General features: G+C 63.0%; 11 protein-coding genes and 1 tRNA gene. 2 read left to right on the top strand and 10 right to left on the bottom strand.

Annotated features, from left to right (window positions below):
• Positions 1-28: 28 nt before the first annotated feature.
• The 7 genes from EA798_RS04830 to EA798_RS04865 form a co-directional block, all read right to left on the bottom strand.
• The gene (locus EA798_RS04830; RefSeq protein WP_122098245.1) at positions 29-1855 is read right to left on the bottom strand and encodes an SLC13 family permease; all 1827 of its coding nucleotides are present in this window, start codon (positions 1853-1855) and stop codon (positions 29-31) included.
• Between the two features lie 6 nt (positions 1856-1861).
• Positions 1862-2158, bottom strand: a complete 297-nt coding sequence (locus EA798_RS04835) for a winged helix-turn-helix domain-containing protein (RefSeq protein ID WP_106157917.1) — start codon at positions 2156-2158, stop codon at positions 1862-1864.
• Positions 2159-2222: 64 nt separating this feature from the next.
• Entirely contained in the window at positions 2223-3605 is a 1383-nt protein-coding gene (gene nhaD / locus EA798_RS04840) for a sodium:proton antiporter NhaD (RefSeq protein WP_122098246.1), read from the bottom strand.
• Positions 3606-3971: 366 nt separating this feature from the next.
• Positions 3972-6806 carry a valine--tRNA ligase gene (locus EA798_RS04850; protein WP_122098248.1) on the bottom strand — a complete coding sequence of 945 codons (2835 nt, stop codon included), beginning with the start codon at positions 6804-6806 and terminating at the stop codon, positions 3972-3974.
• 125 nt (positions 6807-6931) lie between these two features.
• Positions 6932-7312: a DNA polymerase III subunit chi gene (locus tag EA798_RS04855; protein WP_122098249.1), complete on the bottom strand. Its 381-nt coding sequence runs from the start codon at positions 7310-7312 to the stop codon at positions 6932-6934.
• A gap of 71 nt (positions 7313-7383) precedes the next feature.
• The gene (locus tag EA798_RS04860; protein ID WP_122098250.1) at positions 7384-7803 is read right to left on the bottom strand and encodes a DNA polymerase III subunit chi; all 420 of its coding nucleotides are present in this window, start codon (positions 7801-7803) and stop codon (positions 7384-7386) included.
• Positions 7804-7876: 73 nt separating this feature from the next.
• Complete coding sequence (locus tag EA798_RS04865; protein WP_122098251.1) at positions 7877-9364, bottom strand: leucyl aminopeptidase; 1488 nt, start codon at positions 9362-9364, stop codon at positions 7877-7879.
• Between the two features lie 269 nt (positions 9365-9633).
• Here EA798_RS04865 and lptF point away from each other — a divergent pair, with 269 nt between their 5' ends.
• Together lptF and lptG are read left to right on the top strand one after the other, a co-directional pair.
• Positions 9634-10755 (top strand): LPS export ABC transporter permease LptF, encoded by a 1122-nt coding sequence (lptF, locus tag EA798_RS04870; RefSeq protein WP_122098252.1) that lies wholly within the window; start codon positions 9634-9636, stop codon positions 10753-10755.
• Positions 10748-11809, top strand: coding sequence for an LPS export ABC transporter permease LptG (lptG, locus tag EA798_RS04875; RefSeq protein WP_122098253.1), 1062 nt, complete (start codon positions 10748-10750; stop codon positions 11807-11809). The genes lptF and lptG overlap by 8 nt, the downstream gene beginning before the upstream one ends.
• A gap of 68 nt (positions 11810-11877) precedes the next feature.
• Here the strand turns inward: lptG and EA798_RS04880 are convergent, their stop codons facing one another.
• The 3 genes from EA798_RS04880 to EA798_RS04895 all read right to left on the bottom strand — a co-directional run bounded on the left by EA798_RS04880 (position 11878) and on the right by EA798_RS04895 (position 13266).
• Positions 11878-12375: an RDD family protein gene (locus EA798_RS04880; protein ID WP_106157926.1), complete on the bottom strand. Its 498-nt coding sequence runs from the start codon at positions 12373-12375 to the stop codon at positions 11878-11880.
• Positions 12376-12472: 97 nt separating this feature from the next.
• The gene (locus tag EA798_RS04885) at positions 12473-12685 is read right to left on the bottom strand and encodes a cold-shock protein (RefSeq protein WP_003298189.1); all 213 of its coding nucleotides are present in this window, start codon (positions 12683-12685) and stop codon (positions 12473-12475) included.
• A 494-nt stretch (positions 12686-13179) separates the two neighbouring features.
• Positions 13180-13266, bottom strand: a tRNA-Leu gene (locus EA798_RS04895).
• Positions 13267-13293: the final 27 nt, after the last annotated feature.

Here is a 13293-nt window from a genome sequence, read left to right on the forward strand (position 1 = left end):
GTGAGCCGGCGATCCGCTGCCAGGTAGATCAAAGCGGGAACAGCCGCGGAACCAGCGCCACGGAAACCGCCATCACCAGGAGTGTGAAGGGCACACCGATGCGTACGAAATCAGCGAAGCGATACTGTCCTGGGCCGAGTACCAGGGTGTTCACCGGCGAGGAAATCGGCGTCATGAATGCGGCCGAGGCGGCCAGCGCGACGATCATGGCAAACGGGTAGGGCGAGGCGCCCAGCTGTTCGGCGGTGGAAAGCGCGACGGGCGCCATCAGCACAGCCGTCGCCGTATTGGAAATGAACAGTCCGATCAGCGCGGTCAGCAGGAACAGGCAGGCGAGCAGGGCATGCGGACCGGCGTCGCCGAGCAGGCCGACCAGCCCGGCGGTCGCCAGGGCGATGCCGCCGGTTTTCTGCAACGCCAAGGCGAACGGCAGCATGCCGACGATCAGTATCAGGCTTTGCCAGTGGATCGCCTTGTAGGCGCTGTCCATGTCGATGCAGCGGAACAGACCCATGACCAGGCAACCGATCAGCGCGGCGAGCACATTGGGCACCACACCGCTGACCATCAGCACGATCATCACCGTCAACCCGAGCAGCGCAAAGGGGGCCTGGTTGGCGGCCGGGGCGACGTCGTCCACTTCCGCAGGCAGGCTCAGCACCAGGAAATCGCGGCTCAGCCCCTGCAGGCGGTGGATGTGCTTCCAGCTGCCGGCGACCAGCAGGGTGTCGGCCGGCTTGAGTCTCTCGTCCACCAGCAGCCCCTGCAGCGCTTCGCGGTTGCGCCGCAGCCCGACGACATTGAGCTTGTGCCGGCTGCGAAAGCCCAGTTGCTGGATCGTCTTGCCAGGCAGGCGCGAGTCCGGCGGCAAGGCGACCTCCGCCAGGCCCAGCTCGCGTGCATGGTCGGCGTAGTAGGAAGTGCTGAGCTGCAACGGTTCCAGGCCGAGTTCCTGGTAGGCGCCAAGCAGGCCGATGGCCGGGCTGGCGAGATCGACCAGCAGCACATCACCGACAAACAGTTCGGTGTTGCCGGTGGCCATCAACAGCAGGTTGCGCAGGCGCTCGTGGCGTTCCACCGCGATCACGTTGATGCCGTATTGGCTGCGTAGTTGCAACGCATCAAGCGCCTGGTTGGCCAGGACCGACCCCGGCAATATCCGCAGTCGCCGCTCGCGTTCGTCCAGCCGGTAGTTCTGCGCAAGGTCGGCCAGGGTATGCCGTTGCTCCAGGGGTTCGCTGTGCTTGTCGATGCCGAGCCAGCGACGCGCCAGCAGCATGTAGCCGACGCCCAGCAGCAGGATCGTCAGACCGATCGGAGTGAAAGCAAAGAAGGCGAAACCTTCGAGGCCGGCGCGACGCAGCTCGCTGTTGACCACCAGGTTGGGCGGCGTCGCCACGAGGGTCAGCATGCCGCTGATCAGCCCGGCAAATGCCAGGGGCATCATCAACCGCCGCGGTGAGACCTTCATGCGATTGGCGATGCCGAGCACTACCGGGATGAATATCGCCACCACGCCAGTCGAACTCATCACCGAGCCGAGCCCGGCGACCGCCAGCATCAGCAGGATCAGCAGACGCGTTTCACTGCTGCCAGCGGCGCGCATCAGCCAGTCGCCCAGGCGATAGGCGATGCCGGTACGGACCAGGCCGTCGCCGATGACGAACAGCGTGGCGATCAGCACCACGCTCGGATCGCTGAAGCCGGCCAGTGCCTCCTGCACGCTGAGCACGCCGGTGAGCGGCAGGGCGACCATTGCCAGTACCGCCACCACGTCCATTCGCGGCTTGTTCAGCGCGAACAGGCCGACACAGCCCGTCAGCAGCGTGAGGACCAGCAGCAGATCGGTGTTCATGGGTGATCAGGGGTAATCAAGGACGGACCTGATGTGCTTCAGGTTTCGCTCGATCCAGCCTTTGTCGATCGCGCCCCAGTCGCGGATGGCGTAGTGGCCGGCGTTATGCCGTTCACCGTCGTCCTGCTCGAACGTGCAATCGATGTCCAGGTCCGCGAGCGCGGCCAGGGTGTCCTGGGCGGTGCGCCGCGGCATACCGGTTGCTGCCATCAGCGCCGGGACGCTGGTGGCGCTGCCGCTGTCGATCAGCCAGGCGACGTAGAGTCGACGGTAGAAACTGGTTTTGGTTTTGCTGACGGTCATGCGTGGTCCCTGGCCAGGTCGTTGGTGGCGCCTTTCGGCGGCAACGACCCGGCAGGGCGATGGCTCAGCGCAGGGCGAGCATGCCGATATAGGTCGCGGCGCCCGCAGTGTAACCGAGGAAGGCCAGCAGGCTGACGCGCTTGATGTACCAGGTGAAGCTGATCTTCTCCATGCCCATGGCGGCGACACCTGCGGCAGAACCGATGATCAGCGTGCTACCTCCGGTACCCGCACAGTAAGCCAGCATTTCCCAGAAATTGCCGTCGACGACGAACTGGGACATCCAGCCAAGTTCTTCTGCTGCGGTTGCCGCCAGCATCTTCTCGCTGACCAGCGGGTACATCTTCATTGCACCGGCTACCAGCGGCACGTTATCGACGACCGCGGAGAGCAGGCCGATGGCGTAGTTGATCGCGTAGATGTGGCCGAGCGATTCACGCAGCGCGGTTGCGACCTGGGTCAGATGGCCCGCGGTGGCGAGACTGGAGACCGCCAGCAGGATGCCGAGGAAGAACAGCACGCTGGGGGTGTCCACCTTGCGCAGTACGCCGACCACCGAGAGCGGATGCTTGTCCTCGTCGTTCTTGTTGCGGTGGATGAACTCAGTGGTCACCCAGAGCACGCCGAGGCCGAAGAGAATGCCCATGTACGGCGGCAGGTGGGTCACGGTCTTGAAGATCGGCACGAACAGCAGGGCGGCGAGGCCGAGCCCCAGCACCAGGTTGCGCTCGAACACGGTGGTGGTCGGCGGATGCTTCTCCGCCAGGTGGGCACGCGGCCGCGGCCGCGGAGCTTCGCCGCGCAGGGTGAAGCTGAGGATGATCAGCGGCACCAGCAGGCACACCAGGCTAGGGATGAAGAGGTTGACGATGACGCCCGAGGCGGTGATCTGATTACCGATCCAGAGCATGGTGGTAGTCACGTCACCGATCGGCGACCAGGCGCCACCGGAGTTGGCGGCGATCACTACGACACCGACGAACAACCAGCGCTCGGGACGGCCGCGGATCAGCTTGCGCAGCAGCGAAACCATGACGATGGTGGTGGTCAGGTTATCCAGCGCCGCGGAGAGGAAGAAGGTCAGGAAACCTATGATCCACAACAGGTGCACGCGCTTGCGCGTCTGGATGCGGTCGGTGATGGCCTTGAAGCCTTCGTGCGAGTCGATCAGCTCGACGATGGTCATCGCCCCGAGCAGGAAGAACAGGATTTCCGACACTTCGCCGAGGTGGTGGCGCAGCGCTTCGACCACCACGGCAGACGAGTCCGCCGGGTCATGGCTGCCCGGCTGCAGCAGCGGAAGTATCTGGTCGGCACCCAGTACCAGAATGGTCCAGGTCAACACCGCGGTGAGGATTGCCGCGGCAGCCTTGTCTATTTTCAGCGGATGTTCAAAGGCTATGCATAGATAGCCTATGACGAACACTACAGCCATTAGCGCATACATCGGAGGGACTCCATCTTGAGGAACCTTGCCGGGCATGCGGACGTGGCTACGCAACCTCGGCGGCTGGCAGGGCACGAGTTGCTGTCGAAGGTGAAAAAAGTCGAGGCAGTTATCTGCCCGGAGAAACGGTTGCGCGTTCAGCGAATGCTTGGTGCATTGCGCCTCGCAGCAGAGGGCTCATTTCACATCGTCGAGCTGTTCGTCTTGGCTTTAACAGCCTGCCAGTTTGTAAAGGGGTGTTTCATGTGCGGCATAGTGTATCAGCGTTACCGGTAATAACTTGTCATCAATCAAGATGACCTGCTTAAGCAAAAAGGCCAGCACCTTTCGGGCTGGCCTTCTCGTTTGACGCGTTCGAAGCGTTGTTCAGAGCGTGGCGATACGGTCGCGCTGCTCCTGCAGCCGGGCCTTGGCCTGTTCGGCCTCGGCCAGTTTGGCGCGCTCCTTGTCGATCACCTCAGCCGGTGCCTTGTCGACAAAGCCGGCATTCGACAGCTTGCCGCCGACGCGTTTGACTTCGCCGTCCAGTCGCGCGATTTCCTTGTCCAGGCGCGCCAGTTCGGCGTCCTTGTCGATCAGACCGGCCATCGGCACCAGCACCTGCATGTCGCCGACCAGTGCGGTAGCCGACAGCGGGGCCTCTTCGCCGCCTGCGAGGATGCGCACCGATTCCAGCTTGGCCAGCTTGCGCAGCAGCGGCTCGTTGTCGGCCAGGCGGCGCTGATCCTCTGCCGAGGCGTTGCCCAGCACCACGTCGATACGCTTGGCCATGGAGATGTTCATCTCGCCGCGGATCTGGCGAATGCCCAGCATGAAGGCCTTGACCCACTCGATATCGCCTTCGGCGGCTTCGTCGATGCGCTCCGGGTTGAATTCCGGCCAGGGCTGCAGCATCAGCGTCGACCCGGACTTGCCGGCCAGCGGCGCGACGCGCTGCCAGATTTCCTCGGTGATGAACGGCATGAACGGATGGGCCAGACGCAGCGCGGTTTCCAGCACGCGGACCAGGGTGCGGCGGGTACCGCGCTGGCGCTCGACGCTGGCGGTCTCGTCCCACAGCAGCGGTTTGACCAGCTCCAGGTACCAGGCGCAGTACTCGTCCCAGATGAACTCGTACAGCGCCTGGGCCGCCAGATCGAAGCGGAAGGCTTCCAGCTGGCGCGTCACTTCGGCTTCGGTACGCTGCAGCGCTGAGATGATCCAGCGGTCCACCGAGGACAGCTCGACCGGCTCGTCATTGGCGCCGGTGTCCTTGCCTTCGGTGTTCTCGAAGACGAAGTTGGCCGCGTTCCAGATCTTGTTGCAGAAGTTGCGATAACCCTCGACGCGGCCCATGTCGAACTTGATGTCGCGGCCGGTAGAAGCCAGTGAGCAGAAGGTGAAGCGCAGGGCGTCGGTACCGTAGCTGGCGATGCCTTCGGGGAACTCGGCGCGGGTCTGCTTGGCGATCTTCTCGGCCAGTTTGGGCTGCATCATGCCGCTGGTGCGCTTGGTCAGCAGTTCATCGAGGGTGATGCCATCGACGATGTCCAGCGGGTCGAGCACGTTGCCCTTGGACTTGGACATCTTCTGGCCCTGGCCGTCGCGCACCAGGCCGTGCACGTAAACGGTCTTGAACGGAATCTGCCCGGTCAGGTGGGTGGACAGCATGATCATCCGGGCGACCCAGAAGAAGATGATGTCGAAGCCGGTGACCAGCACGTCGGTGGGGTGGAACGTCTTGAGGAACTCGGTCTGCTGCGGCCAGCCGAGGGTGGAGAAGGTCCACAGGCCGGAGCTGAACCAGGTGTCCAGCACGTCCTCGTCCTGCCGCAGTTCGACGTTGTTGCAGAGGTTGTACTTGCTGCGTACCTCCACTTCATCGCGGCCGACGTAGACGTTGCCGGCCTCGTCGTACCACGCCGGAATGCGATGGCCCCACCAGAGCTGGCGGCTGATGCACCAGTCCTGGATGTCGCGCATCCAGCTGAAGTACATGTTCTCGTACTGTTTGGGGACGAATTCGATCTCGCCGCTCTCCACGGCGGCGATGGCTTTTTCGGCCAGCGGCTTGGTAGAGACGTACCACTGGTCGGTCAGCCACGGCTCGATGATGGTGCCCGAGCGATCACCACGCGGCACTTTCAGCGCGTGGTCGTCGATCTTCTCCAGCAGGCTCATCGCTTCGAATTCGGCGACGATGGCCTTGCGCGCATCGAAACGGTCCATGTGCGCGTAACCGTCCGGCAGGCTGCCATCGATCTTGTCGTTTACCGAGCCATCAATGTTGAACACCTGGGCACGGGCCAGGATGCAGGCGTTCTGGTCGAAGATGTTGATCAACGGCAGGTGGTGGCGCTTGCCGACCTCGTAGTCGTTGAAGTCATGCGCCGGGGTGATCTTCACGCAGCCGGTACCGAATTCGAGGTCGACGTAGTCGTCGGCGACGATGGGGATCAGGCGGTTGACCAGCGGCAGCATGACGTGGCGGCCGATCAGGCTCTTGTAACGCTCGTCCTCGGGATGCACTGCGATGGCGGCGTCACCGAGCATGGTTTCCGGGCGGGTAGTGGCGACCACCAGGTAGTCCAGCCCATCGGCGGTCTTGCAACCATCGGCCAGCGGATAACGCAGGTGCCAGAGGTGACCCTTCTCGTCGTGGTTCTCCACTTCCAGGTCGGAAATGGCGGTGTGCAGCTTGGTATCCCAGTTGACCAGACGCTTGCCGCGGTAGATCAGGCCGTCCTCATGCAGGCGGACGAAGGCTTCCTTGACCGCCTCGGACAGGCCGTCGTCCATGGTGAAGCGCTCCCGCGACCAGTCCACCGAGCTGCCCAGGCGACGGATCTGCCGGGTGATGGTGCCGCCGGATTCTTCCTTCCACTGCCAGACCTTCTCGAGAAACTTCTCGCGTCCCAGGTCGTGACGGCTGGTGCCCTGCGCGGCGAGCTGGCGCTCGACCACCATCTGCGTGGCGATACCCGCGTGGTCGGTGCCGGGTTGCCACAGGGTGTTGCGGCCCTGCATGCGGCGCCAGCGGATCAGCGCATCCATGATCGCGTTGTTGAAGCCATGGCCCATGTGCAGGCTGCCGGTGACGTTCGGCGGCGGGATCATGATGGTGTAGGGCTCGCCGGAACCTTGCGGGGCGAAATAGTTGTTCGATTCCCAGGTCTGGTACCAGGAAGTCTCGATGGCGTGCGGCTGGTAGGTCTTGTCCATGCGGCGGGACCCTTAAAACGGCTGGTCGGAAAAACGGGCAAGTATAAAGGCAAACGGCCGCGAGGTTTCGCGGCCGTGCGGGATTAACTGCGGATTAGCGCGGGGAACGCGCAGTTGGCGACGCTTCAGGGGCGCGGTGTGCGAACCAGGCGCTCGAGGCGGGTTTCCAGGCGGCGCTTGAGTTCCGCTTCGATCTGCGGCACGAAGTCGTCGATGACTTCCTGCAGGATCAGGTTGGCCGCTGTGCGAAGCTCGTGATCGATATGCCGCTCGGCCAGGGAGCGGAACGCGCTGCGCACGCTGGTTTCCCGTGGTTCATCATCATTGGCGCCGCCGGCGGTTGCGGCCGGTGCGGGCTCGACGATGTCGGACAGCAACGGGATGCTGTCCGGGTCAAGCGCGGCGCTGTTCGGCGGCTCGTCAGGAAAATCGTCACCGAGCAGGGCACGAATGGACTCGAGATCGCTCAGCAGCTCGGCGGGTTTGTTCGGGGCTTTCGGTGTCATCTCAGAGGTTCCGGAGGCTGCAGCATCCCGGCTGCTGCCAGGGGTTGTCCCTTGCTGTCGTATGGTGGGTTCTAGAGCTCGACCCGTTGCGGATCATAGCCCTGACGGCGATACAGGCGGAAATTCTCCCGGCAGGCGGTCAGCAGTTGTGGCTCCTGATTGACGATCTCGATGATCCGGCTGAACTGGTCAAGATGCGGCGAAAGCGTCGATGCCAGGTTGATCAGCAGCCCCTGGGCGAACGGCGGCGCCTGATCGATACCGATGACCACGGGTGTCTGTGGTTCATCGGCATCCTGCTCGTGGGGAATGAAGCGCTCGGCGCGAAAGCTCCAGAGCAGCTCGTCGAGCTCGTTGGACTGCGCTGCGTCCACGCAACGGATGAAGACGTGCATGCCGTGCTGCCAGCCCTTGGCTGCCAGCTGACAGGCCGCTCGCAAGCGGGCGAGCGGGCTGTCGTCCGGCAGTACGTAGAACTCGACCCGGGTCATGATCGTGCTCCGCCCGAGCCGACCGGCGTGAGACCGCTCCGGCCCGAGGGTGCATGCGCGACGGCCGGCATCGTCAGTTGGCCCGGTCCAGCAGGTATTGGGTCAGCAGTGGCACGGGACGGCCAGTAGCGCCTTTTTCCTTGCCGCCGCTGGTCCATGCCGTGCCGGCGATGTCCAGATGTGCCCAGGTGTACTTCTTGGTGAAGCGCGAGAGGAAACAGGCCGCGGTGATGGTGCCGGCCTTGGGCCCGCCAATGTTGGCGATGTCGGCGAAGGGGCTGTCCAGCTGTTCCTGATACTCGTCGAACAGCGGCAGCTGCCAGGCGCGGTCGGCGGCACTCTCGCCGGCCTGCAGCAGCTGCTGGATGAGCTCGTCGTTGTTGCCCAGCAGGCCCGAGGTGTTGCTGCCCAACGCGACGATACAGGCGCCGGTCAGGGTGGCCACGTCGATCACCGCTCGCGGCTCGAAGCGCTCGGCATAGGTCAGGGTATCGCACAGCACCAGACGGCCTTCGGCGTCGGTGTTGAGGATTTCCACGGTCTGGCCACTCATGGTGGTGACGATGTCGCCTGGGCGGGTGGCGCCGCCGCTGGGCATGTTTTCGGCGCAGGCCAGCAGGCAGACCAGGTTGATCGGCAGCTGCAGCTCCAGCACGGCCTTGAGTGTACCGAGTACGCTGGCAGCACCGCCCATGTCGTACTTCATTTCGTCCATGCCCAGGCCCGGCTTGAGGCTGATGCCACCGGTATCGAAGGTGATGCCTTTGCCCACCAGCGCAAACGGCTGGTCGCCTTTCTTGCCGCCGCTGTACTGCATGACGATGATGCAGCCGGGCTGGTCGCTACCCTGAGACACGGCAAGGAAGGCACCGGCGCCCAGATCCCGCAGCTTCTTCTCGTCGAGTACGTCGACCTTCAGGCCCTTGTAGGCCTTGCTCATCTGCCTGGCCTGCTCGGCGATGTAGGTCGGGTGGCAGACATTCGGCGGCAGATTGCCGAGGTCGCGGGTAAAGGCCATGCCGCTGGCGATCGCCGATGCCTCGCGCGCGGCGCGTTCCAGTGCCGGCTGCTCGGCCTTGTCACACAGCAGGATGATCTTCTGCAGTGCGCGCGGTTCGGCCTTCTTGCTCTTGAATTGGTCGAACACGTACTGGCCGTCGGCAACGATCTCCACCAGCAGGCGCGTGCGGGCATAGCTGTCGCGGCCCTTGACCTGCACGTCCTGCATGGCGAAAGCCGCGTCGCCGCCACCGAGGTTCTTGATCGCCGCCAGTGCGGCGTTGACCACCTTGCGCCATTGACGGCTGTCGAGATCGTTCGCCTTGCCGATGCCGACCAGCAGTACGCGTTCGGCCTTGAGTCCCGACAGGCCGTGCAGCAGCAGTGTCTGTCCCGGCTTGCCCTGAATGTCGCCACGCTTGAACGCGGCACTGAGCGCGCCGCCGCTGGCGCTGTCCACGCTCTGTGCGACGCTGCCGAGGACGCAGTCCTCGACGAGCGGCAGAATCAGGGTGGCGGTCTTCTGGGTGGAGGCTTTGGCGCTTTTGACAACAAATTCCATGACGTGGTGTCCCCAAGACAAAGAGTCGGGTTTGCAGGATAATGCCGGGCTTATTTTTCCGGTGGTTCGCCTGTACGGTCGTTGCTAACGACTGCGCTAGGCTAGAAACGTTGCAATCGGCCGTGCTTCGGCGATTGCCCCGGCGCGGCGATGATTCGCGTCCGGTCGGTGTGCCATTACCTATTTCCAACGGTCTGCTGCGGCGGGCCGGCAACTGGCGGCTAGTTTGAGCGTTGCCGCCAGAGCCTGACAACCCTGGAGTGTCTGGTTTGATCGTCTTTCGTTACCTGTCCCGAGAGCTGCTGGTCACCATGAGCGCGGTCAGCGCCGTGCTGCTGGTGATCATCATGAGCGGCCGCTTCATCAAGTATCTGGCGCAGGCTGCGCAGGGGGTGCTCGATCCCGGCGTGCTGTTGCTGATCATGGGATTTCGTCTGCCCGGTTTCCTTCAGTTGATCCTTCCTCTTGGGCTGTTCCTGGGCATCCTGCTGGCCTACGGCCGTCTCTACCTGGAAAGCGAGATGACCGTGCTCTCGGCGACCGGCATGAGCCAGCGCCGTTTGCTGGCCTACAGCATGGCGCCGGCCGCGCTGGTGGCGGCACTGGTGGGTTGGCTGAGCCTGGGTCTGGCACCGCAAGGTATCGCCGAGGTGGATCGCATCCTCAATCAGCAGGATTCGCTGACCGAGTTCGACACGCTGGTCCCGGGGCGCTTCCAGACGCTGCGTGGTGGCTCACGCGTGACCTACACCCGTGAGCTCTCGGCTGACCGCAGTGAGCTGGGTGGGGTGTTCATTTCCGAAACCAACGTGTCGCGTCAGACCGGCAAGGAAAGCGGGTTGTCGGTGCTGGTTGCCGAAAGCGGCCGGCAGGAGATCCAGCCTGACGGCAGTCGCTACCTGATTCTGGAAAACGGTTATCGCTACGACGGCAATCCGGGGCAGGCCGACTATCGCGCGATCCAGTACGACACCTACGGTGTGCTGCTTCCCAAGCCAGAAGTGAGCATGGAACTGAGCGAGCGCGAGGCGATGCCGACCCGCGAGCTGCTGGGCAGCGACAACGTGCGCCATCAGACCGAGCTGCAGTGGCGGCTATCTCTGCCGCTGCTGGTGTTCGTCGTCACGGTGCTGGCTGTGCCGCTGGCGAAGGTCAACCCGCGGCAGGGACGCTTCCTCAAGCTGCTGCCAGCCATCCTGCTTTACATGACCTATCTCGCATTGTTGATCGCCGTACGCGGCGCGCTGGACAAGGGGCGTCTGCCAATGGCGCTGGGGCTGTGGTGGGTGCATGGGCTGTTCCTGGCGATCGGTCTGCTGATGCTGTTCTGGGAGCCGATCCGGCTGCGAATGAGCAGACGCCGGATGCAGCGGGAGATGGCTCATGGTTAAGCTCGATCGCTACATCGGTATTCATGTCTTTCTCGCGATTCTGACCGTCCTCGGCATCATCGTCGGATTGGCGCTGCTGTTCGCTTTCATCGATGAGCTGGGTGATGTCCAGGGCGGCTATGGTCTGGGCGACGCCCTGCAGTACGTGCTGCTTACCTCGCCGCGTCGGCTGTATGAAATGCTGCCGATGGCTGCCCTGATCGGTTGTCTTATCGGTCTCGGCACCCTGGCCAGCAGCAGTGAGCTGACTATCATGCGCGCCGCCGGCGTCTCGCTGGGGCGTATCGTGATGGCGGTGATGAAACCGATGCTGGTGCTGCTCATCGCAGGCATCCTGATCGGCGAGTATGTCGCACCTGCCACCGAGGATGTCGCTCAGGCCCGACGTTCGCTGGCGCAAGGCGCGGGCGAGGCGCAGAGCAGCAAGCGCGGATTGTGGCATCGCCAGGAGAACGAATTCGTCCACGTCAATGCCGTGCAGCCCGGTGGCGTTCTGGTCGGCGTGACGCGCTATCGCTTTGACGATGAGCGCCGCCTGCTGGCGTCCAGCTTTGCCCGTCGTGCCACCTACCAGGGGGATCACTGGAAGCTCGAGAACATTTCGACGACGCATTTTCGCGGCGACCACACCGAAGTGCTGCGCGCGCCGGAAGAGCGTTGGGATGTTCAGCTGACTCCTCAGCTGCTTGGCACTGTGGTGATGGAGCCGGAAGCGCTGTCGATCACTGGACTGTGGCGTTATATCCACTATCTCGGCGAGCAGGGTTTGAACAATGGTCGTTACTGGCTGGCGTTCTGGACCAAGGTCCTGCAGCCGGCAGTGACCGTTGCGCTGGTTCTGCTGGCGATCTCGTTCATCTTCGGGCCACTGCGTTCGGTCACGCTCGGTCAGCGCATCTTTACCGGTGTGGTGGTCGGCTTCGTGTTCCGCATCATCCAGGATCTGCTCGGCCCCGCGAGCCAGGTGTTCGGCTTCTCGCCGTTGCTGGCGGTGGTGCTGCCGGCGAGCGTCTGTGCGCTGATCGGCGCCTGGCTGTTGCGTCGGGCGGGCTAGTGGCCGGCCTTCGCTGTATGCCAGCGAGGCCATGCCTGTCGGCGAAAGGGCGCTCGGTTAGCGGACGCCTACTTCTTGTGAATGTTCTTCGGCAGCTGAACGGCCTGGCTGTCGGAGTAGATGTCGTGCCAGGTGCGCTTTTGCTTGTCGATAAGCATCCACCAGTAGCCCATGCCCAGGCATAGCAAGGAAACCACTGCGATCAGGAAGCGCAGCAGCGCTTGCCAGAGATCGATAGCGCGCCCGTCCGGGTTCTGGATTCGGATGCCCCATACCTGCATGCCGAGCGTCTGACCGTTGTGGGTCCAGAACTTGGCAAAGAAGCCGAACAGGCTGAACAGCAGCAGGGTCGAGAGCAGCGGGTCGATGTCCAGGCGGCCGGCGTCAGCCAGCATCTGCAGCTGTTCGCTGCCGTAGAGCAGTCGCAGTAGCACCTGCTGATAGAGCAGGGTGACCACCATCATCAGTGCGATGCATAGCAGGCTGTCATAGAACATCGCTGCCAGTCGGCGCAGCAGGCCGGCGGCGGGGAATTGGCCCTGCGGGCTGAGCAGATGTCGGCGCATTGCTGGTCTCGATCAAGGGGAAGGCGGCGCATTCTACGGAACTGCGCGCATAAAAAAGCCCCTGATGTTGCCATCAGGGGCTTTTCGGAGAGAAGGCTTAGCCCAGGATCTGAACCTGGTCTGCCTGCATGCCCTTTTGACCTTGCACAGCGACGAAGCTGACTTTCTGGCCTTCTTTCAGGCTCTTGAAGCCGTTGCCTTCGATCGCGCGGAAGTGCACGAACAGATCCGGACCGCTCTCGGGAGTGATGAAACCAAAACCTTTCTCGTCGTTAAACCACTTGACGGTACCGTTCTGACGATTCGACATGTCTTTGTATCCTTGAAGCTCAAAAGTAGAATTGCCCCCGCAAAGCAGGAAGCTGGAACTGGTTGCAAGGAGTAAGAGAGTCGAGCGGAGTAGCGGATCTGAAGATCTACTGCACCAGGTCACGATTCAACAGCGACCCATGCAAACACAGTGGGCACACTCTACGATAACTCGCCAGGGAATGCCAACCCCTCGGAGCCATAGAATTTGCCTGTCCAGGCGGCGCCGTTCGGCGCTTTTGAGGTGGGCGCGACTCGCTGTGTCCACTGCCGTGGGGAGTCATGCCGCGTGCCGACCGCATCGATGACGATGTCAGTCTGCAGGAAATCGGTGTTGCCATTTTGCGTGCTGTACCGCAGATCCATGCTGAGTGCGAGATGGTTGCGTACTGCCTGATGCTCTTGACGCTTCGCTATTGCGAGTCGCCGTCTCTAGCGTTCCGGTTTGCCGGCGCTGAGTGGCTTGCAGCGTAGCTGCGTGTAGCGATTCACTGATGGTGCCTCGAGAGAGACTCGAACTCTCACGTTGTTACCAACGGCGGATTTTGAATCCGCTGCGTCTACCGATTCCGCCATCGAGGCACAGTGGGCGCGCAGTATAGGGATGTG

This window comes from Pseudomonas songnenensis, from assembly GCF_003696315.1.
Taxonomy (GTDB): domain Bacteria; phylum Pseudomonadota; class Gammaproteobacteria; order Pseudomonadales; family Pseudomonadaceae; genus Stutzerimonas; species Stutzerimonas songnenensis.